This is a genomic window from Alteromonas sp. ABV2_168 (assembly GCF_056161165.1).
This window is the reverse complement of record NZ_JBSWYQ010000004.1, coordinates 45140-66097: the sequence shown is the minus strand read 5'-3', so window position 1 is coordinate 66097 and position 20958 is coordinate 45140. Positions and strand designations below refer to the sequence as shown.

General features: G+C 48.8%; 19 protein-coding genes. 6 read left to right on the top strand and 13 right to left on the bottom strand.

All coding sequences use genetic code 11. From position 1 onward, the window contains the following. Positions 1-9 precede the first annotated feature (9 nt). A complete protein-coding gene (locus tag ACXAH4_RS08020; protein ID WP_474881405.1) occupies positions 10-1977 on the top strand; it encodes a tetratricopeptide repeat-containing sulfotransferase family protein in 1968 nt (655 codons plus the stop codon). On the opposite strand, the gene ppsR is transcribed toward ACXAH4_RS08020, so the two are convergent. Beyond that, positions 1974-2786 carry a posphoenolpyruvate synthetase regulatory kinase/phosphorylase PpsR gene (gene ppsR, locus ACXAH4_RS08015; protein WP_119501065.1) on the bottom strand — a complete coding sequence of 271 codons (813 nt, stop codon included), beginning with the start codon at positions 2784-2786 and terminating at the stop codon, positions 1974-1976. The genes ACXAH4_RS08020 and ppsR overlap by 4 nt on opposite strands. Positions 2787-3007: 221 nt before the next feature. On the opposite strand from ppsR, the gene ppsA reads away from it, so the two are divergent. Further along, entirely contained in the window at positions 3008-5380 is a 2373-nt protein-coding gene (gene ppsA, locus ACXAH4_RS08010; protein ID WP_474881403.1) for a phosphoenolpyruvate synthase, read from the top strand. 97 nt (positions 5381-5477) lie between these two features. Here ppsA and ACXAH4_RS08005 read toward each other — a convergent pair whose 3' ends face one another. Beyond that, positions 5478-5711 (bottom strand): PGPGW domain-containing protein, encoded by a 234-nt coding sequence (locus ACXAH4_RS08005; protein WP_442858445.1) that lies wholly within the window; start codon positions 5709-5711, stop codon positions 5478-5480. 198 nt (positions 5712-5909) lie between these two features. Between ACXAH4_RS08005 and ACXAH4_RS08000 the strand changes: the two genes are divergently transcribed. Further along, a complete protein-coding gene (locus ACXAH4_RS08000; protein WP_474881402.1) occupies positions 5910-6329 on the top strand; it encodes a DUF4826 family protein in 420 nt (139 codons plus the stop codon). 50 nt (positions 6330-6379) lie between these two features. Here the strand turns inward: ACXAH4_RS08000 and ACXAH4_RS07995 are convergent, their stop codons facing one another. The 7 genes from ACXAH4_RS07995 to ACXAH4_RS07965 all read right to left on the bottom strand — a co-directional run bounded on the left by ACXAH4_RS07995 (position 6380) and on the right by ACXAH4_RS07965 (position 13211). Beyond that, positions 6380-6838: a GNAT family N-acetyltransferase gene (locus ACXAH4_RS07995; protein ID WP_119501068.1), complete on the bottom strand. Its 459-nt coding sequence runs from the start codon at positions 6836-6838 to the stop codon at positions 6380-6382. 68 nt (positions 6839-6906) lie between these two features. Next, on the bottom strand, positions 6907-8058 hold the full coding sequence (locus ACXAH4_RS07990) for a JmjC domain-containing protein (protein ID WP_474845709.1): 1152 nt from the start codon (positions 8056-8058) through the stop codon (positions 6907-6909). 6 nt (positions 8059-8064) lie between these two features. Continuing rightward, complete coding sequence (locus ACXAH4_RS07985) at positions 8065-9270, bottom strand: adenylate/guanylate cyclase domain-containing protein (protein ID WP_474845711.1); 1206 nt, start codon at positions 9268-9270, stop codon at positions 8065-8067. Between the two features lie 76 nt (positions 9271-9346). Beyond that, complete coding sequence (purB, locus tag ACXAH4_RS07980; protein WP_474881401.1) at positions 9347-10720, bottom strand: adenylosuccinate lyase; 1374 nt, start codon at positions 10718-10720, stop codon at positions 9347-9349. Between the two features lie 14 nt (positions 10721-10734). Beyond that, positions 10735-11361 (bottom strand): high frequency lysogenization protein HflD, encoded by a 627-nt coding sequence (gene hflD, locus ACXAH4_RS07975; protein ID WP_119501072.1) that lies wholly within the window; start codon positions 11359-11361, stop codon positions 10735-10737. Next, positions 11361-12476, bottom strand: coding sequence for a tRNA 2-thiouridine(34) synthase MnmA (mnmA, locus tag ACXAH4_RS07970; RefSeq protein ID WP_474851959.1), 1116 nt, complete (start codon positions 12474-12476; stop codon positions 11361-11363). Before mnmA ends, hflD begins: the two co-directional genes overlap by 1 nt. 192 nt (positions 12477-12668) lie before the next feature. Then, positions 12669-13211, bottom strand: a complete 543-nt coding sequence (locus ACXAH4_RS07965; protein ID WP_474851961.1) for an rRNA large subunit pseudouridine synthase E — start codon at positions 13209-13211, stop codon at positions 12669-12671. 459 nt (positions 13212-13670) lie between these two features. Here ACXAH4_RS07965 and ACXAH4_RS07960 point away from each other — a divergent pair, with 459 nt between their 5' ends. Then, a complete protein-coding gene (locus ACXAH4_RS07960; protein ID WP_474845716.1) occupies positions 13671-15896 on the top strand; it encodes an NADP-dependent isocitrate dehydrogenase in 2226 nt (741 codons plus the stop codon). Positions 15897-16049: 153 nt separating this feature from the next. Here the strand turns inward: ACXAH4_RS07960 and cspD are convergent, their stop codons facing one another. Continuing rightward, positions 16050-16268 carry a cold shock domain-containing protein CspD gene (gene cspD / locus ACXAH4_RS07955; RefSeq protein ID WP_119501076.1) on the bottom strand — a complete coding sequence of 73 codons (219 nt, stop codon included), beginning with the start codon at positions 16266-16268 and terminating at the stop codon, positions 16050-16052. Between the two features lie 202 nt (positions 16269-16470). Between cspD and clpS the strand changes: the two genes are divergently transcribed. After that, on the top strand, positions 16471-16791 hold the full coding sequence (gene clpS, locus ACXAH4_RS07950) for an ATP-dependent Clp protease adapter ClpS (RefSeq protein WP_474881399.1): 321 nt from the start codon (positions 16471-16473) through the stop codon (positions 16789-16791). Between the two features lie 24 nt (positions 16792-16815). Beyond that, complete coding sequence (gene clpA, locus ACXAH4_RS07945; RefSeq protein ID WP_119501078.1) at positions 16816-19092, top strand: ATP-dependent Clp protease ATP-binding subunit ClpA; 2277 nt, start codon at positions 16816-16818, stop codon at positions 19090-19092. Between the two features lie 84 nt (positions 19093-19176). On the opposite strand, the gene infA is transcribed toward clpA, so the two are convergent. The 3 genes from infA to aat form a co-directional block, all read right to left on the bottom strand. Beyond that, the gene (gene infA / locus ACXAH4_RS07940; protein WP_070124261.1) at positions 19177-19395 is read right to left on the bottom strand and encodes a translation initiation factor IF-1; all 219 of its coding nucleotides are present in this window, start codon (positions 19393-19395) and stop codon (positions 19177-19179) included. Between the two features lie 74 nt (positions 19396-19469). After that, on the bottom strand, positions 19470-20183 hold the full coding sequence (locus ACXAH4_RS07935) for an arginyltransferase (protein ID WP_474881397.1): 714 nt from the start codon (positions 20181-20183) through the stop codon (positions 19470-19472). After that, positions 20180-20929, bottom strand: a complete 750-nt coding sequence (aat, locus tag ACXAH4_RS07930; protein WP_474851963.1) for a leucyl/phenylalanyl-tRNA--protein transferase — start codon at positions 20927-20929, stop codon at positions 20180-20182. The genes ACXAH4_RS07935 and aat overlap by 4 nt, the downstream gene beginning before the upstream one ends. Positions 20930-20958 lie beyond the last annotated feature (29 nt).

Here is a 20958-nt window from a genome sequence, read left to right as displayed (position 1 = left end):
AGGATTAACATGACCCGTTCCGTTCAGTCTCGTCTAAATGAAGCCAAAAAAGCCCTGATGCAGTCTCAGTTCGCGCAGGCAGTGTCGTTATGCAAAGAATGTTTGTCGGGACATGACAATACCCTGACAGACCGTGAATGCCTGTATCTGATAGCTGTGGCTTTACGAATGGCAAAAGAGCCGGCGCAGGCCCTTCCTGTACTGGACAGATTACTGAAAGCTTTTCCGGATTATGGCCGGGGATATCAGGAGCAGGGGTATTGTTTTAAAGCGCTGCAGAAAGGCCGGGAGATGGCCGCTGCGTTTTACCGTGCTACACGATTTAATCCGGCTCTGCTGACTGCCTGGCGGGAGCTGGAACAGGTATACCGCCAGACCGGTAACACCGACGCACTGGCGCTGGCAGGACAACACATTCAGTCCTTATCGTCACTGCCAAAACCACTGCTGGGGGCCATGGATTTACTCCATGAAGGGCAGTTACAAAAAGCAGAACAAATTTGCAGGGACTTTCTCAAACAACATAAACATCATCCGGATGCCATGATGTTACTTGCGGAAGCCGGCATGCAACTGAAGGTCTATCATGATGCAGAATTCCTGCTGGAAAGTTGTGCAGAACTGTATCCGGATAATGAAGCTGCAGCAACTGCGTATCAAAGTGTACTGGGTAAGCTGGGTAAGTTTCCCCGTGCCGTTGAATTTGCCCGCGGGCGTCTGGCACGTCAGCCGGATAATTTTCAGGCAGCCGTCGCCCTTGCCCATGCTCTCACCGGCACCGGGGAGGTAGATGAGGCACTGACTTTATACCGCACACTGCTTGATAAAAACAGCAGGCGACCGGCGTTATGGGTACAGTATGGCCATGCGCTGAAGGCCTCAGGCGACGCCGCTGCCGCTGTGGCCGCCTACGAAAAAGCAGCAGAGATAGCGCCTGATTTTGGTGATGCTTACTGGAGCCTGGCGAATACTAAAACGTATAGCTTTTCAGCTTCGCTGACAGACAGGATGAAAGCGGCAGCAGAGAATGAAAATACTGCGCTGGAAGATAAAATTCATCTGTATTTTGCGCTGGGTAAAGCCAGTGAAGACGATAAAGCGTTTGATGATGCTTTCCGTTATTACGATAACGGTAATCAGTTGAAGCGCCAGACACTCCGTTTCGATATTTCCCGTACTGAACAGGCGATGGCGTCACAGCAGTCCGCCTGCAATGCGCCTTTGTTTGAGCACGCAAAAGGCTGTGATGCTCCTGATCCGATTTTCATCGTGGGTTTACCCCGCGCCGGTTCTACACTACTGGAACAAATTCTGGCCTCTCACTCTATGGTCGACGGTACGATGGAACTGCATGATATTCTGGGGATCGCATCAGGGCTCAGCCATCAGGCGGTGCCTTATCCGCAAAACTTGTCATCCCTCACAGATGAGCAATGCAAAAAGCTGGGAGAGCAGTATATTGCTCAAACCCGTGCATACCGCCGTGGTGCCCCATTTTTTATTGATAAGATGCCCAACAATTTTATTCATACCGGACTTATCAAACGCATTCTGCCCAATGCCAAAATCATTGATGCCAGACGGGATGCTGTGGCTTGCTGTTTCAGCGGGTTTAAGCAGCTTTTCGGCGAAGGACAGGAGTTCAGTTATTCACTGAATGACATCGGACGTTATTACAATGCTTACCGGAAGCTGATGGACCACTGGCATGAAGTGTTGCCCGGACAAATTCTTACGGTGCAGCACGAAGATGTGATTGACGATCTTGAAGGGCAGGTCAGACGCATGCTGGACTTTTGCGGATTACCTTTTGAAGAGGCCTGCCTGAACTTCCATCAGACGAAGCGGGTGATTAAAACCCCCAGCTCAGAGCAGGTAAGACAACCGATTTACCGTTCCGGCATGACGCAATGGAAAGGCTTTGAACCTTACCTTGCGCCACTGTTTTCGGTACTGGACGGGGAGTCTGAAGCTTAGTATTTTTTCCGTTGCAGGCCGGTTTCAGCAAGAATTTTCGCGGAAATTTCTTCTACGGAATAGCGGGTTGAATTCAAAAACGGAATGCGCTCGCGACGATAAAGGTTTTCTACTTCCCGAAGTTCCATACGACACTGCTGCAGTGACGCGTAGCGGCTGTTGGCCCTGCGCTCAGAACGGATCTGACTGAGCCTTTCCGGATGGATAGTAAGGCCGAACAGCTTCTGTTTATAACGGCGCAGTGCGGGGGGCATTTTCAGCATGTCCCCCATGTCTTCTTCAGTGAAGGGATAATTGGCCGCTTTAATGCCGTATTGAAGCGCCAGATACAGGCTGGTGGGTGTTTTACCGGAGCGGGAAACACCCACTAATATAATGTCTGCTTCTTCGTAGTTTTTGATGTTGGAACCATCATCATTGGCCAGTGCATAGTTCACCGCTTCAATGCGAATATCATAGGTTTTTTCGTGAATACTGTGGGTACGGTGTTTTTCCGGTTTTGACGGTACACCGAGCACTTTTTCGACAGGCGCAACGAATTGATCGAGAAAATTATAATTAATACCCACTGAACGGGAGATAATTTTGCGCACATCGACATTCACAATTGTATAAAAAACGAGCGGCCTTTCTCCCGTATCTTGAAAACTTTCAGAAATTTTCTCCAGGACCTTGTAGGCCTGTTCCTCGGTTTCAACGAAGGGAATCGTGGTGTGATTAAACTGAATAGGGAACAGAGACAGTAAGGCGTGGCCGAAGACCTCAGCAGTGATGGCTGTACCATCTGAAATGTAGTATGCGGTACGCAAAACAAATCCTTAACATTGTTGTAATTTTATTACGGAATACAGAAAGATTTTACTTTCGATTTTTCACCATTCTAAGATGAAACCGTCGAAAAGCCAGCATGCTATGAACAGGTTGGCACTAACCTCGGCGAATATCGCAAAGTTTCGTGATAAACATTTCGTAACACAGGTTGCGTAAATTAGCGGAACTGACAAGTTTAATAAAGCTGGAGGCTTTGGCCGTGCAAGAATACGTACTTTGGTACCAGGAATTGGGGATGCATGATGTAGGTCGCGTTGGCGGCAAGAATGCATCTTTAGGTGAAATGATTTCTAATTTGGCAAATGCAGGTGTGCAGGTGCCGGGCGGTTTTGCTACAACTGCAGATGCATTTAACGAGTTTCTTGAGCAAAGTGGTCTTGAAGCACGGATCCATGATGTACTGGATACCCTGGATGTTGACGATGTAACAGCACTGGCTGAAGCAGGTAAAAACATCCGTCAGTGGATCATCGACACGCCGTTCCAGCCCGCGCTGGAAACTGCAATTCAGGAAGCATTTGCAACGTTACAGGGCGATGCCGGTGATGAGGCGTCGTTTGCAGTCCGCTCTTCCGCAACAGCAGAAGATATGCCAGATGCGTCTTTCGCAGGGCAGCAGGAAACTTTCCTTAACGTGAAAGGTTACGATGCGGTGCTGGTGGCCATCAAGCACGTATTTGCCTCACTGTTTAACGACCGTGCCATTTCCTATCGTGTTCACCAGGGCTACGACCATAAAGGGGTTGCACTGTCTGCCGGTGTACAACGCATGGTACGAAGCGACATCGCGTCTTCCGGTGTTATGTTCACCATTGATACAGAATCAGGCTTCGATGATGTGGTATTTGTGACCAGTTCATTTGGTCTTGGTGAAATGGTGGTGCAGGGTGCCGTTAACCCTGACGAATTCTATGTACACAAGCCTACGCTGGCCAATGGCAACCCGGCTATCCTGCGCCGTAATCTGGGCAGCAAGCTGACAAAAATGATTTATTCTGCAGATGAGTCTCATGGCAAGCAGGTATCTATTGTTGATATCGACAAAGCCGACAGTCTGCGCTTCTCGCTGACTGACGATGAAGTACAGGAACTGGCTAAGCAGGCTGTAATCATCGAAAAGCACTATCAGCGTCCTATGGACATCGAATGGGCTAAAGACGGTACAGACGGTAAGTTGTACATTGTTCAGGCCCGTCCTGAAACTGTACGCAGCCGCGAAGACAGTCAGACAATTGAACGTTTCCACCTCAAAGATAAGAGCAGCATCGTTTGTGAAGGCCGTGCTATCGGTCACAAGATTGGTGCCGGCGAAGCGAAAGTGCTTGGCTCAATTGAAGAGATGGACAAGATTCAGCCCGGTGATGTGCTGGTCACTGACATGACGGATCCTGACTGGGAACCCATCATGAAAAAAGCCTCTGCCATTGTGACTAACCGTGGTGGCCGTACTTGTCACGCCGCAATCATTGCCCGTGAATTAGGTATTCCGGCAGTGGTAGGGTGTGGTAATGCCACAGATTCTATCGCCACCGGCGACAAAATCACGGTTTCCTGTGCAGAAGGTGATACAGGTTACATCTACAGTTCTGAGCTGGAATTTGATGTGGTGACTTCCCGCATTGATGCCATGCCGGATTTGTCACTCAAAGTGATGATGAACGTAGGTAACCCTGACCGTGCATTTGATTTCGCCCGCCTGCCAAGTGCCGGTGTGGGTCTGGCCCGCCTTGAATTCATTATTAACCGCATGATTGGTGTTCACCCTAAAGCTTTGCTGAATTTTGACAGCCAGCCTGAAGAGCTGAAAGAAGAAATCAGTGAAATGATTGCCGGTTACGAGTCACCCCGTGAATTCTACATCCAGAAACTGGTAGAAGGGATTGCCAGCATCGGTGCTGCATTCTCACCGAAGAAGGTAATTGTTCGTATGTCTGACTTTAAGTCGAACGAATACTTCAACCTGGTAGGTGGTTACCAGTACGAGCCGGATGAAGAAAACCCGATGCTGGGCTTCCGTGGTGCCAGCCGTTACATCTCAGATGATTTCCGCGATTGCTTTGCGCTGGAATGTGAAGCTATCAAGCGCGTTCGTAATGTGATGGGACTGACCAACGTTGAAATTATGATCCCTTTCGTCCGTACACTGGAAGAAGGTCGTCAGGTTATCGAAATCCTGGCTGAAAATGGTCTTATGCAGGGCGACAACGGTCTGCGGGTTATCATGATGTGTGAACTGCCGTCCAACGCATTGCTGGCTGACCAGTTCCTGGATATCTTCGATGGTTTCTCCATCGGTTCAAACGATATGACACAGCTTGCGCTGGGTCTTGACCGCGACTCAGGCCTGATTGCTCATCTGTTCGACGAGCGTGACCCTGCCGTGAAGGCGTTGCTCTCTATGGCAATCCGTGCGGCAAAAGCCCGTGGCAAATACGTAGGTATTTGTGGTCAGGGACCATCGGATCATGATGATTTCGCTGCATGGCTGGTGGAAGAAGGTATCGATTCTGTGTCACTGAACCCGGATACTGTGGTAGAAACCTGGTTATACCTGGCAGAAAATCACGGATAAGCTATAGTTAGCTTGTAGTTTAAGGAAAGCGGGCCCATCCCAACCAGCCCGCTCAGACACAAAAGCCGCTTAAAGCGGCTTTTTTATTGGCTGTTCTTCAGCGTGATTTACGGGCCAGCTTGCGGGAAAGCAGGAAGGTATCGAGCTTGCGGGCACCCCGCTGCATGCTGCCCTGTACCACCTTAAGCCACACACGGGCCTTTGGTATGTCGTAACTGAGTACAACCAGACCGGCCAGGATCAGCAGTGTTGAACCGGGAATAATGGTCAGTACAACGCCGGCAACGGCGAGCAGGGCACCAAGTGTAATTCGGATTGCTTTTATCATCATAAGTCCGGTTTTTCTCCAATGCTGACAGACTACTTTATTTACAGCAAAAACCAAGAGAATTGATGTAAGTAAGTGTAAACGCCCCTGCTGATAGCGATAGTGATAACTATCAAGCCGGGAATAATGACGAAAAATGGCGTTTGTGGTAGTTTACGAAACAGGAAAGCATTAAAAACACCATTAAAAAAGAAGTGAAGTATGACAGAGCAAACAACGCCGCAAATCTCAGAACAACAACGTCAGCAGTGGCTGAATGAGCAATTTAAAAAAGCAACGAAATATCTGGCAGAAAACGGAGTTGTGGTATCCACCGTTGATGATGCAGCCAGCCGGTATCTTTATCCGTTATGGGCAGTTCTGAAAGTGAAAGCGATGGACGGTGCAGCATTCTGGGTACTGAGTGGTGACTTACCGGTAGATTTTATCTCCGCAGGTAATGCAGCGAACGGTCGTGATGCATTACGCCACTTTGTTATGAGCTGGCAGCTAAAAGCTGAAAACATTCAGCGCTCGGGGATCACCGATGAGACTCAGCTGCAGTTTGCAGCCATTATGCAAAACCGTGCAGAGCAACTGTATAAGTTTGTTGAGAAAGATGAAATTTGGGGTTCTGTCTGAGCTGCCGGGTCTTGAGTAAGACGGAGACTTTTAAGTCTTAAAGTCTCCGCTCAATGGCATTCCTGCACGTCCGGTAGCCTGAAACGGTTGATAGGGCAAAACATACGCTGACGGGGAATGCCCGCTTCCATGAATACCGGGCCTTCCGGTGTGTAACCCCGGGCTTTATGCTCATCCACACTAGCCAGATTACAAACCACTTTCACCTGATCCACTCTGGCTGTTTTGCCCAGTTTGATTAAAGAACGGAACAGAATTTTATACACATCCAGCGTGCGGTAAGCATGCAGCACGGCGATCCGGCCAATTTCACCGTCTCTGGTAATTCTGCCGGTGGCAACCGGCTGATGATTTTCGTCTGAAACAAGGATGTGCAGGGCGTCAGGATCCCTGTCGTCGAATTCTGCCTGTCGCGGAATACGCCACTCCACAACAAATACCTGTTCGCGAAGTTCTGTAAGTCGATTTTTACCGCTCATCCAATCAACATTTTCGATTTGAAAACGCATGATTCAAGCTCTGAGTTGCCTGTACGCTGCGGGACTTTCTTCATGAAATACGCAGCGAGCCAAAAGGACTAGTTCCTTAGTTCCCAGTAACCTTTATTGATCAGTATAGACAAAAGTTGAATCATCGCAATGTCATCTGCGTCAGCAACATGGTGTTCCGGCGGATACGGCTGGCCTGCGAGAACGGGCAGTAATAACGGTTTTAATGAGGACGGAGCACTGAATCTTTCACCATTAACATAAAACGCAAACTCTTCATCTGCCTGATTTTCACTGTATACCGGCTTGCAGCCGGGCGCACGGAAAACAGCACATCCTGTTTCAACCGCTTCAGTGATTTCAGCAAGGGTATAGGGCTCTCCCGGCACGTTTTCCGGCAGGTGCTGAGCGCTCAAAATACTGAGCAATCCATCCTGACCCTGGTCAGATTGCAGGTAATCAATCATTAGCTGTTGTAAACCTGATAACGCATCATTGCTTACCATGGAGGGATGTTCCTGCGGCAACAGGTGCGGGTCGCTGTATCGTCGTGGTGTAACACCGGCTACTGACGGCGCTGCCGCAAGATGGTCTGCCAGTTGTTGCAGTAAATCGTTCTGGTCAGGTGCACGGAAGCCAATGGAATAAGTGAGGCAGTCTTCCAGTGCAGTACCTTCGTGGGCCCAGCCCGGAGGGATATAAAGAATATCACCGGGCTTTAGTACCACATCGATGTCGGGGTTAAAAGAGGCAACCTGTTGTAAATCTTTGTGCGGGCGGCACACTTCAGCATTGTCTGGAGGCGCAACGCGCCAGCGGCGGGAACCTTTACCCTGAATAAGAAAAACATCGTACTGATCGGTATGTGCACCCACGCCGGCCCCTTCTACAGCGAAACTTATCATTACGTCATCCATTCGCCAGTAGGGAATAAAGCTGAACAGCGACATTAATTCGTCCACGTCATCACTGTAACGGTCTGTCGCCTGTACGAGCAACGACCATTTGCCGTTGCATACCTGGTCGAAATCTTCAAACGGGCCGTGGGCAACGTCCCACTTGTCACCGGTCCGGCTGACGATGCGGCTGTCGATGTCAGCTTCCATCGCCATGCCGGCGAGGTCATGTTCATCAAGGGGATCATCGAAATCAATAATGCCGCTGCGGATAACTAACGGGGCTTTTTGCCAGTAAGTGGCGAGAAACTGATCAGTTTTAAAATCAGTATTTAAGGTGTACATAAATAGTTAATCTTTTTGTAATCGCAATGAATGGGCAACCAGGTTGTCGCCGACGACAAAGCTGTTAGAGAATTCAAATTGAGAGGCACCGGCATCGACAAGTTGTCCCCGGGTTCTGGCGCACACGGTGATTGAGCCGGGCTGACTGGCCTGTTCAAGCCTTGCAGCGCGGTTCACCGTTTTTCCCCAGATATCAAAATGGGGTTTATGGGCACCGATTATCCCGCCTGTGACAGAGCCGGTTGCGATTCCTATCCGGATATTACAGCCAAGGTCTTTTTCTTTTGCCAGTTCATGAAAGCTTTCTAAAATTGCGCTGGCAAAGGTACACAGTGTCACCGCAGTATTCTCCTGAATATATTCAGGTACAGTAATGGTGGAGGGGATACCGGTAGCGGCCATGTATTCATCGCCGTTGGTTTTTACCTTTTCAATACCCAGGCGCAGGGCGTGGGCATCGAAAAGGCGGTAGAGATCGTCCAGAATAGCAACAATGCCAATGTCATCGTATTTTTCGCTGAGCTTGGTATAACCCTGAAGGTCTGCGAAAAGTACTGAAACATTGGTGATTTTTTCTGTGTGCCCTAAGGGCCAGTGTTTGCTCTTATCGTCCGGCGCTGCGGGCAACATGCTTTTCAGCAAGGTTGTGTTGCGGCGTTCAGACAACAACAAGGCTTCTGCCTGCTTTTCAATTTTATCCCTGACCAGCCTGAGCATGACCAGACCGCCGGAAACCAGAATGATGGCATTAGACAGGCGCAATGTGGCCCAGGTATGGGTTTCACTGAATACAATTACGCCTTCCACGATGATGTACAACAGGCCGTAGGTATATTCAGCAAAGCGGCGTTGTTGCTGTTCGCTGCGGGGAAAAATAAAGCCGCTGGTGATCATACCGACCAGCAGGAGCTGTTGTAATCCCGTGTCTTTTTCCCACATCAGTGATAGTAGCGTGATGAGGGTCATACAACTGGTGACAAAAATAAACCGCGCGCGATCTGCGGCATCCGGTTGATTACGGTAAGTCAGTGCGAGGGTGCTGCTGAACAGGAGTGCATGAGTGGCGATAAGCAACAGAATCGACACTGAATAGTCTTCAAGAATAAAAACAACAATCAGTGTATAGGCAGCCAGACCGGCTAAAACCGCAAGTGATAATGTCCGTACCAGTGAAAGCATTGAAACACTGGTTTTGCTAGCATGTGAATTCACAAGTATCCTGAAAAGAAGAAGGGCTGCACAGCAGCCCTAATATTCATACCGGTGACTAAATAGTATACCGTGACATTTATTCCGGCAACTGATCAACAAGGCGAATTGCATCACCGATGTAGTTAGCAGGAGACAAGTTTTTCAGTTCTGCTTTCACTGCGTCAGGCAGAGCCAGCCCGTCGATGAATTCAGCCATGACTTCTGCATTGACTTTCTTACCACGGGTCAGCTCTTTGAGCTTCTCGTAAGGCTTTTCAATGCCGTAACGACGCATAACGGTTTGTACCGGCTCAGCCAGCAGTTCCCAGTTGTTGTCCAGTTCAGCAAGCAGGCTGGCTTCGTTAACTTCCAGTTTGCTGATCCCCTTCAGGGTCGCCTGATAAGCAATAACCGCATAACCCACACCAACACCCAGATTACGCAGAACTGTAGAGTCAGTCAGGTCACGCTGCCAGCGTGATACAGGCAGTTTGGCAGCCAGGTGATCGAAAATTGCGTTTGCCAGACCCAGATTACCTTCTGAGTTTTCAAAGTCGATTGGATTGACTTTGTGCGGCATGGTAGAAGAACCGATCTCACCGGCAATAGTTTTTTGTTTGAAGTGACCGAGCGCAATGTAGCCCCACACGTCACGGTCAAAATCCAGTACGATGGTGTTGAAACGGGCCACGGCATCAAACAGCTCAGCAATGTAATCGTGAGGTTCGATTTGTGTGGTGTACGGGTTCCATGTCAGGCCAAGGCTGGTAACAAATTTTTCTGACAGGGCGTGCCAGTCAGTATCTGCATACGCAGACAGGTGAGCATTATAGTTGCCCACTGCGCCGTTGATTTTACCCAGCAGGGTAACCGCAGCAATCTGGTCGCGCTGACGGCGTAAACGCATGGCAACGTTCGCCATTTCTTTACCCATAGTCGTAGGCGATGCAGGCTGGCCGTGAGTACGGGCCATCATCGGAATGGTTTTATATACCTTCGCTAAACGGGTAAGTTCACTGATCAGCTTATCACAGTAAGGCAGAAGCACGGTGTCACGGGCTTCAGTCAACATCAGGCCGTGAGAAAGATTGTTGATGTCTTCTGAGGTACACGCAAAGTGAATGAATTCACTGATAGCGTTTAATTCGCTGTTGCCTTCTACCTTTTCTTTTAAGAAGTACTCAACTGCCTTCACATCGTGATTCGTTGTGCGCTCAATTTCTTTAATGCGCATTGCATCATCAACAGAAAAAGAAGCAACAATGTCGTTCAGCAGTGCGTGAGATTCATCGCTAAAAGCAGGGACTTCAGTAATTGAAGCCTGTTCAGACAGCATTTGTAACCATCTTACTTCTACCTGAACACGGTATTTCAATAAGCCGTATTCACTGAAAATGCTGCGCAGCTCTGCACTTTTACTTGCATAGCGGCCATCGACAGGGGAAATTGCGGTTAACTGAGTCAGTTCCACCTTTAGCTCCTAAACTAATTGATTAATCTCAGTGCAAGGGTTGCACTGTGTAAAATTTGTTTGCGGTTAAAGAGTATCTGGCGGCGCCGGCCGCCCATTTGCCGCCACATGACGGCAGCACGCACACCCGCTAGCAGCAGGGCACGGACCCGCTGCTGATTAAGGGGACGGCTTAAATGTTCTGTATTGCCGGCTACCTGAATTTTCGGTGCCAGCGGGCTGATAATATCACTGTAAATACTGGCCAGGGAGGCAATGATCTGACTGTTGTCAAAATCTACATGTGCCAGCTGTCGCTGAACGTGGGAAATACGCTGGCTCAATTCATTCAGGGCTGCCGGTTTGGCGCTGAGTTTTCTTTCCAGACCAAGCAGGCTGGCAACATAACGGGTGAGTTCGGCATCTTTATGACTACTGCGGCCGGAGAGCTGGGAGACAATGCTCTGATAACCCATCTTCAAATTGCTTAACTGCCCGAAAACATGTTGTGGTGATTCCGGGTCGGTCACCAGGATACTCGACAGGCTGGCCTCACAGGCTTCTGTATCCACAGTGCCTGCGCGTGCGACTTTTTGTACCAGTGCTGCGGCCTGACAAACGCCTGCCAGCGCAATATGTTGCTCTATTTTAGGATCCAGCATCACCGTATGTAACTCTCAATGATTCCGCCACCCAGACAGACTTCTTCCTGATAAAACACCGCAGACTGGCCGGGCGTCACGGCTTTTTGCGGCTCATCGAAGATCACTTCCATCAAATCATCATTTAGCGGACGGATAGTGCAGGGGATGTCTGTCTGACGGTAACGGGTTTTAACGACGGCCCGCACCGTTTCAGTTACAGGGGTTCTGTCTACCCAGTGCAATTGCCGGGCGATCAGTCCTTTGGAATACAGACGGGGATGATCAGCACCCTGACCGACGATGAGCACATTACGTTCAACGTCTTTGTCTACCACGTACCAGGGATCGTCACCATGAGCCGCCAGACCACCAATGTGTAAACCTTTTCTCTGACCCAGTGTGTGATACATCAGGCCTTCGTGTTCGCCGATAACTTCGCCTTCAGCGGTTTCGATAACACCCGGCTGTGCAGGAAGATATTTAGACAGGAAGTCTTTAAATTTACGCTCACCGATAAAACATATGCCGGTGGAGTCTTTTTTGTCAGCTGTTACCAGTCCCTGCTCTTCAGCGATTTCACGGACACGGGGCTTTTCCAGTTCGCCAACAGGGAACAACGTTTTAGCGACATGTTCTTCGCCCAGCGTATAAAGGAAATAACTCTGATCTTTATTACCATCCAGGCCACGTAACATTTGCCAGTGACCGTCTTTCTCACGGCGGCGAACATAGTGGCCGGTAGCAATGTAATCTGCACCTAAGTCTTCAGCTGCAAATTCCAGGAAGGCTTTAAATTTAATTTCTTTATTACACATGATGTCCGGGTTGGGCGTTCTGCCGGCTTTGTACTCTTCCAGAAAGTACTCAAATACATTATCCCAGTACTCAGCGGCGAAATTGATCGTGTGTAATTCAATGCCCAGTTTATCAGCCACGGCCTGTGCATCAGCTAAATCTTCTGCAGCTGCACAATATTCGTCGTTGTCATCTTCTTCCCAGTTTTTCATGAAAAGTCCCTCTACCTGATAACCCTGCTGCTGCAAGAGATACGCAGAAACAGAAGAATCTACACCGCCGGACATACCGACAATAACTTTTTGAGATGCAGGTGAAGGTGTTGAATTTGATGACATATTAACTCTTAGTGGATTTCCAATTTATCTGGCTGACTCAGGGTCGCGGATTCTACCAGAATTATCTGGCTATGGCACGGCAGTAACCCGGCAATTCAGCTATAACTTGTGCCTTTTTGTAAAAAGTATAGAAGCCTGCTGCTATTGCACAATTGCCGGTACGGATTTTCCTCAGGCTCTGTCAATGACAAATTACTGGATTTGCAGGTATTCGCCGTTAGCAATGCCATCAATGGTCCAGTTACCGATGCGGTACCGGATCAGTCTGAGCGTCGGGAATCCCACGTGGGCTGTCATCCGTCTGACCTGACGGTTTTTGCCTTCGGTAAGGGTCACCGATAACCAGCTGGTGGGAATGTGCTGCCGGAACCTCACTGGCGGATTGCGCGGCCACAGTGCCGGTTCATCCATGCGGTGTACTTTTGCCCGCCGCGTAAGGCCGTCTTTCAGTTCCACACCATCACACAGCTGTTGTATGGCCTCATCTGTGGGCTCTCCCTCAACCTGCACCCAGTAGGTTTTACTGGTTTTGGCTTTAGGATTTGCCAGACGGTGCTGCAGTTTGCCATCGTCAGTGAGTACCAGTAACCCTTCGGAATCTCTGTCGAGCCTGCCGGCTGCATACACGCCGGGAACGGGAATGAAGTCTTTCAGGGTTTGTCTGCCTTCCTGATCGGTAAACTGTGTCAGTACGTTGAATGGCTTATTGAACAGCAGAATTTTGCCCGCCGGCATTTGTCACTCCCGGAAAATAGTCAGAACCGGTGCGCATGCTACCGCAAAAATGCCGTCGGGGCGGACTGTCTGTGTCACTTTTTTGAAGAAAAAAAACGAAATTGCAAAAAAAGATCAGGAAATTGACAAAAATTAGATTGATCTTCACGCTTAAGACAATGGTATGACTTGTAACTCCTACGTTCGACCCTATACTATTGAGCGCGGTAATTTCGGCAGGACAGGGTGCGTCTGCAAGGCGGGCCCGCAAAAATGACGAATTGGGTGTAGTGTTCGTGGGCGAGAGGACATTACACAGTGATCTGTAAACTACAGATATAGACCAGACTGAAAGGTTATTTCAGTAATCGTGATCAGAATCTTACGATATTACCGGAATGCCCTGCATATTATAGCGATTCCACGCGGGGTTAATGGAATAAATCAGGTAGCTCTTTACCGACAACTTTGAGGTATATAATGACCAAAGCTAAGTCGACTATCATCTACACAAAAACAGATGAAGCGCCAATGCTGGCGACTTACTCTTTACTGCCAATCATTGAGAAATTTGCTAAATCTGCTGACATCGACATCGAGTTAAGCGATATTTCACTGGCTGCGCGTATTCTCGCCAACTTCCCGGATTACCTGAACGACGATCAAAAAGTGCCTGACGCACTGACTGACCTGGGTGAAAAAACGCAGGATCCAGAAGCAAACATCATTAAACTGCCTAACATCAGTGCATCTATTCCCCAATTGCGTGCAGCAATCAAAGAATTAAACGCCAAAGGCTATAACGTTCCTCCGTTCCCTGAAGATCCTAAAACGGACGAAGAAAAAGACATCCGTGAACGTTACGGAAAAGTACTGGGTTCTGCTGTTAACCCGGTTCTGCGTGAAGGTAACTCAGACCGCCGTGCACCTACAGCGGTTAAAAACTTCGCGAAGAAACACCCGCATTCAATGGGTGAGTGGAGCCAGGCTTCACGCTCTCACGTTGCGCACATGCGCGGCGGTGATTTCTACTCAAGTGAGAAATCTACTACTGTTGAGAAAGACGGCTACGTAAGCATTGAATTTACCGGTAAAGATGGTAGCAAGAAAACCCTGAAGCCACGTGTAGATCTGCTGGCGGGTGAAGTTATCGACGGTATGTTCATGAGCAAGAAAGCCCTGTGCAAATTCTTCGAAGAACAAATCGAAGATGCGAAGCAAACCGGCATTCTGTTCTCACTGCACGTAAAAGCGACCATGATGAAGGTGTCTCACCCCATCGTATTCGGTCACTGTGTAAAAGTGTTTTATAAAGAACTGTTCGATAAGCACGGCGAACTGTTTAAAGAACTGGGTGTTAACCCTAACAATGGTTTAGGCAGCGTTTACGACAAAATCGCTTCTCTGCCTGAATCACAGCGTTCTGAAATCGAAAAAGACATCAACGCCTGTTACGCTGACCGTCCGCCTATGGCAATGGTTAACTCAGACAAAGGTATTTCTAACCTGCACGTGCCTTCAGACGTTATCGTTGACGCGTCTATGCCTGCAATGATCCGTAACAGCGGTCAGATGTGGGGACCAGATGGTAAGGCGCACGATACTAAAGCGGTTATTCCTGAGTCTACTTACGCGACTATCTATCAGGAAGTGATTAACTTCTGTAAGACCCACGGTGCATTTGATCCTACTACCATGGGTACAGTGCCTAACGTTGGTCTGATGGCGCAGAAAGCGGAAGAGTACGGTTCACACGACAAGACCTTTGAACTGGAAGCTGACGGTACTGTACAAATCATCGATCAGGACGGAAACGTACTGATTGAGCACAATGTTGAAGAAGGCGATATCTGGCGTATGTGTCAGGCGAAAGACGCGCCGATTCAGGATTGGGTTAAACTGGCCGTTACCCGTGCGCGTAACTCTGGTATGCCGGCAGTATTCTGGCTGGACGATGAGCGTGCCCACGATGCACAGCTGATCAAGAAAGTTGAGAAGTACCTCAAAGACCATGACACGAATGGTCTGGAAATCCATATCATGTCACCTGTACGTGCGATTCGTTTCTCTATGGAACGTGCAATCCGCGGCCTGGACACTATCTCTGTAACAGGTAACGTTCTGCGTGACTACCTGACTGACCTGTTCCCGATTCTGGAACTGGGTACCAGTGCGAAGATGCTGTCTATCGTGCCTCTGATGGCCGGTGGTGGTCTGTACGAGACCGGTGCGGGTGGTTCTGCACCTAAGCACATTCAGCAGTTCGTTGAAGAAGGTCACTTACGCTGGGATTCACTGGGTGAGTTCCTGGCACTGGCAGTGTCTCTTGAAGAGCTGGCTATCAAGCACAGCAACTCTAAAGCGAAAGCACTGGCGGTTGCCCTTGATAAGGCGACTGAGAAGCTGCTGAACACCGGTAAGTCACCTGAGCGTAAAGTGGGTCAGCTGGATAACCGTGGCAGCCATGTATGGCTGGCGCTGTACTGGGCTGAAGCACTGACTGAGCAGACTGAAGATAAAGAGCTGGCTGAACTGTTCAAGCCTACTCTGGAAGCGATGACTGCGAACATCGACAAAATTATCGAAGAAATCGATGCATCTCAGGGTCAGCCACAGGATATTGGCGGTTACTACTTCCCTGACGAAGACAAGCTGTATGCAGCCATGTCTCCAAGCAAAACGCTGCAGGAATCCCTTTCTAAATAAGCGTTTAAGCAAGAACCAAAAAACCCGGCTTTCGCCGGGTTTTTTATTTGGTAGCGGTAAATTTGAAGACACCGCTGAAAATGGCGCATAAAAAAGGCCTTCTACCGACTGCCGAATCGCAGTAAAAAGCCCTTTGAGATGCTTTTTTGAATTTTAACGTTCAGGTTCTTCGACAACACCAATGTTTTCTGCGTGAAGGCCCTTAGGACCCTGCTGTACATCAAACGTTACTTCCTGGCCTGCCTTGAGAGAACGATATCCATCCATCTGAATGGTGGAGTAGTGGGCAAAAATGTCCTCTCCGCCGTCTTCAGGAACGATAAATCCAAATCCTTTAGCATTGTTAAACCATTTAACTTTACCAACCGCCATACATCGACTTCCTCTTAATCCTTGAACTCATAATACTATGCCCCCACAATAGAAATATGAGGAGCACGATGGCTATGCGCGTCACTCGCATGGCCATAGTTAAAACTGTAGATATTTTAACCATTGAATGTCAAGCGTAAATTAAAGATTATTTATTTACAAAAAAATCGGCTAATCTGCGCTAAGGCACTATTATTGTACTATGAGTAAAGACAACGCGATCAGTATAGACAGAGAAAAAGAGAGGCTTGCGGAGCGACAGAAGACGCAGCCGCCGCCAATGTATAAAGTGTTGTTGAACAACGACGATTACACGCCGATGGACTTCGTGGTCGAAGTACTCATGCATTTTTTTAATATGGATGCTGAGAAGGCCAATCAGACTATGCTCACCGTACATTATCAGGGACGTGCTGTGTGTGGCATATTTTCTGCAGAGATTGCAGAAACCAAAGTGATGCAGGTCAATCAGTATGCGCGTAAGCATCAACACCCGCTTATGTGCACCATGGAACAGGCATAGGTCTATTAACAGAGGGCGAGCGATATGTTGAATAAAGAGTTAGAGCAAACGCTGAACGAAGCTTTCGTGTTTGCCAGAGAACATCGTCACGAATTCATGACGGTAGAGCATCTGTTGCTGGCGCTGATGGATAATTCTGCCGCCCGGGACGCACTTAAAGCGTGTGGTGCCAATATCGAGCAAATCAAAAGCGAGCTTATCGAGTTTGTTAAAGATACCACGCCACTCATCATGGATGAGCAGGCAAATGACCGTGAGACGCAGCCAACTTTAGGTTTCCAGCGTGTACTTCAGCGCGCGGTTTTTCATGTTCAGTCATCAGGTAAAGACGAAGTCACCGGCGCGAACGTGCTGGTGGCTATATTCTCCGAGCAGGAATCTCAGGCGGTTTATATTCTCAAACGTGCTGACGTCACCCGTCTTGATGTGGTGAATTACATCAGTCACGGTGTCAGTAAAAATGAAGACGAAAGTCCTGCCGGTGCTGAAAGTCAGGAAGAGACAGCAGAGGGCGAAGAGTCAGGTTCTGCACTGAGCAAATATTCTACTGATCTGAACCGTCAGGCGAAGGACGGTAAGATTGACCCGTTAATCGGACGTGATGCGGAAGTTGAGCGTACAATTCAAATTCTGTGTCGTCGCCGTAAAAACAACCCGCTGCTGGTGGGAGAAGCCGGCGTAGGTAAAACGGCTATTGCGGAAGGTTTAGCTTACCGCATCGTTAACGATGACGTGCCGGACGTGATTGCTGACAGTACGGTGTATTCTCTGGACTTAGGCGGCTTGCTGGCCGGTACCAAGTATCGCGGTGACTTTGAGAAACGGTTAAAAGCCATTCTTAAAGAACTCAGCAAAGACGAAAACGCCATTTTATTTATTGATGAAATTCATACGATCATCGGTGCCGGTGCGGCATCCGGTGGTGTGATGGATGCATCTAATTTGCTGAAGCCAAAACTGAGTTCCGGTGAATTGCGTTGCATCGGTTCTACCACCTATCAGGAATACCAGGGCATTTTTGAAAAAGACAGGGCACTTGCACGTCGCTTCCAGAAAGTCGACGTGGTGGAGCCTTCAGTGAGCGATACGACCAAGATCCTGCTGGGTCTGAAGTCCCGCTACGAAGAGCACCATAGCGTTCGTTTTACCCAGAAAGCACTTCAGGCAGCTGCAGAGCTGTCTGCCAAGTACATCAACGAACGCCATTTGCCGGACAAAGCCATTGACGTCATGGACGAAGCAGGCGCCAGCCAGCGTTTGTTGCCGGTGTCCCGCCGTAAGAAAACCATCAATGTGGCTGATATCGAGCAAATCATCGCAAAGATGGCCCGGATCCCTGAGAAGTCCGTGTCTGCCTCCGACCGTCAGGCGCTGAAACATCTTGGCCGTGACCTGAAAATGGTGGTATTTGGTCAGGACAAAGCCATTGAGACGCTGACAGACGCGATTCACTTATCCCGTGCCGGTCTGGGCAGTGAAGAGAAGCCTATCGGCAGTTTCCTGTTCGCCGGTCCTACCGGTGTAGGTAAGACGGAAGTCACACAGCAGCTGGCAAAAATCATGGGTGTGGAGCTTATTCGTTTCGATATGTCGGAATATATGGAGCGCCACGCGGTAAGCCGTTTAATCGGTGCGCCTCCGGGATATGTCGGGTTCGATCAGGGCGGTCTGCTTACCGATGCAGTCATTAAAAACCCGTATTCGGTAGTACTGCTGGATGAAATCGAAAAAGCCCACAGTGATATTTACAATATTCTGCTGCAGGTCATGGATCACGGTACGCTGACGGATAACAACGGCCGTAAGGTTGATTTCCGTAATGTGGTACTGGTCATGACCACCAATGCCGGTGTGCAGGAAACCGTACGTAAATCTATCGGCTTCCAGCAACAGGATCACAGTCATGATGCCATGTCGGAAATCAACAAGGTGTTTACCCCTGAGTTCCGTAACCGTCTTGACGGTATTATCTGGTTCAATCACCTTGGCACCGACGTTATTCTGCAAGTGGTCGATAAGTTCCTGGTGGAACTGGAAGCGCAGCTGGATACCAAAGGTGTTACCTTTGAAGTCACGCCGGCTGCAAGGGCGTATCTTGCTGAGAAAGGTTACGATAAATCTATGGGCGCACGGCCTATGTCACGCCTTATAAAAGAGGAAGTGAAGAAAGAGCTGGCTAACGAACTGTTGTTCGGAGAGTTGAGCAAAGGTGGCAGTGTGAAAGTCGATTTGGGTGAAAACAAACTGGAGTTCTCTTTCTCCGGTGCGGAAACCCGGAATGAAGAGGCGGAATCCAACTAAGGATTTCGCATTCAACCCAACTTAAAAACAAAAAGCCCGGTGACATCACCGGGCTTTTTTTAAGATTCTACAGACTACTGAGTATTATCTTGCACGATAAACGATGCGACCTTTAGTCAGATCGTACGGCGTCATCTCTACGGTTACCTTGTCACCAGTAAGAATGCGGATATAGTTCTTACGCATTTTGCCGGAGATGTGTGCAGTCACAACGTGACCGTTCTCAAGTTCAACGCGGAATTGTGTGCTTGGAAGTGTGTCAACCACGGTTCCTTCCATTTCGATAGAATCTTCTTTTGCCATGAAAAGCAGTTACCTCAGTAAGTCAAAATTTTGCCGCGCAGACATTAACCAATAAACGCCCGAGTGTAAAGGGTTCAGGCTTTATTTGAGCTGAATTTTTGCCAATTCATGTCAAATAAACGTTCATGGGGCAAAAATTTCGTTTTGTAATTCATTTTATTGCACTCGTCTATCTGGTAGCCGAGATACAAAAAACTGCGGGCATCGGATTTAGCATGGGCGATTTGTTGTAATATCATCCACGTGCCCATTGACGAGGACGATAACTCAGGCGCAAAAAACGTATACAGCGCTGAGAAAGAAGCTGTACCGTCACAATGACGGATGTCATCGGTAACGGCCACTGCAACCAGCTCATCTCCGTCCCGCGCTTCAATAAATACGGGGGGATTCCAGTTGCAGAAAATGAAACTGTTATACTGGTCTCTGTTAGCCGGATACATGCTGCCGTCGGTATGGCGCTCATTAATGTATCGTTCGTATAGAGGGTAGTATTCGTCTTTCGGTGTTAATGACAGCGTAGTGGTGAGGTGACTGTTGCGCTTCAGCACACGTCGCTGACTTCTTGAGGGCGAAAACTGTGCCACAGGAATACGTACCGACTGGCAAGCTTCGCAGGTGGGGCAGTGGGGCCGGTAAATTTGATCGCCGCTGCGACGGAATCCAGCCTGAATCAGCTGTCCGTAACGATAGCGGAGATCCTGTTCAGTTTCTGCAAATACCAGTAACTGTTCATTCTTATCCGGTAAATAACTGCAGGCGAAAGACTGCGTAAGCCCAAACTTCATGGCGTTATATTTCCACCTTGCCAACTACTACGGTATGAGGCAGTTATTCTGCCGTCTTCGTCTATTGTAGCATTATGTTGACGTAAGCGGTCAATAAATGTGCTTCTGGGAATGGTTTGCGCCCCGAGGGACTGCAAATGTTCCGTAGGTAACTGGCAGTCAATAAATGCAAGATTATGGTTTTGCATGTGTTTTACCAGCGCCAGCATGGCCAGCTTGGATGTATTCGGTTCTTTGTGGAACATGGATTCACCACAAAAAACACCACCTACTGCCACACCGTACAAGCCGCCGGCCAGTTGATTGTCTTCATTCCATACTTCAACAGAGTGGGCAATGCCGGCTCGGTGTAGTCTTTCGTATGCGGTAATCATGTCACCGGTGATCCAGGTATCCGACGACAGTTCATTACTGTCAGGCCGGTAGCGGGGAATGGATGAGCAGGCACGGATAACCGCGTAGAAATCTTCATTCAGCGTGACGCGGTACTGTTTTCGTTTTGCCAGTTTTTTCAGACTTTTAGATACGTGAAAGCCATCCAGCTCAATGATTGCTCTTGGATCCGGCGACCACCAGAGTACCGGCTCATCATCGCTGAACCAGGGGAAAATGCCGTTGGAGTAAGCCTGAAATAATCGGGGGGCATCCAGTGTTGCGCCGTAAGCCAGCAGGCCGTCAGGTTCTTTCAGTGCAGTTGAAACAGGCGGAAAAGGCGTATCAACATTCAGGTAAGGAAGTTCAATCATGGAATCACGGGGCAGGGAAGCTGCCCCGT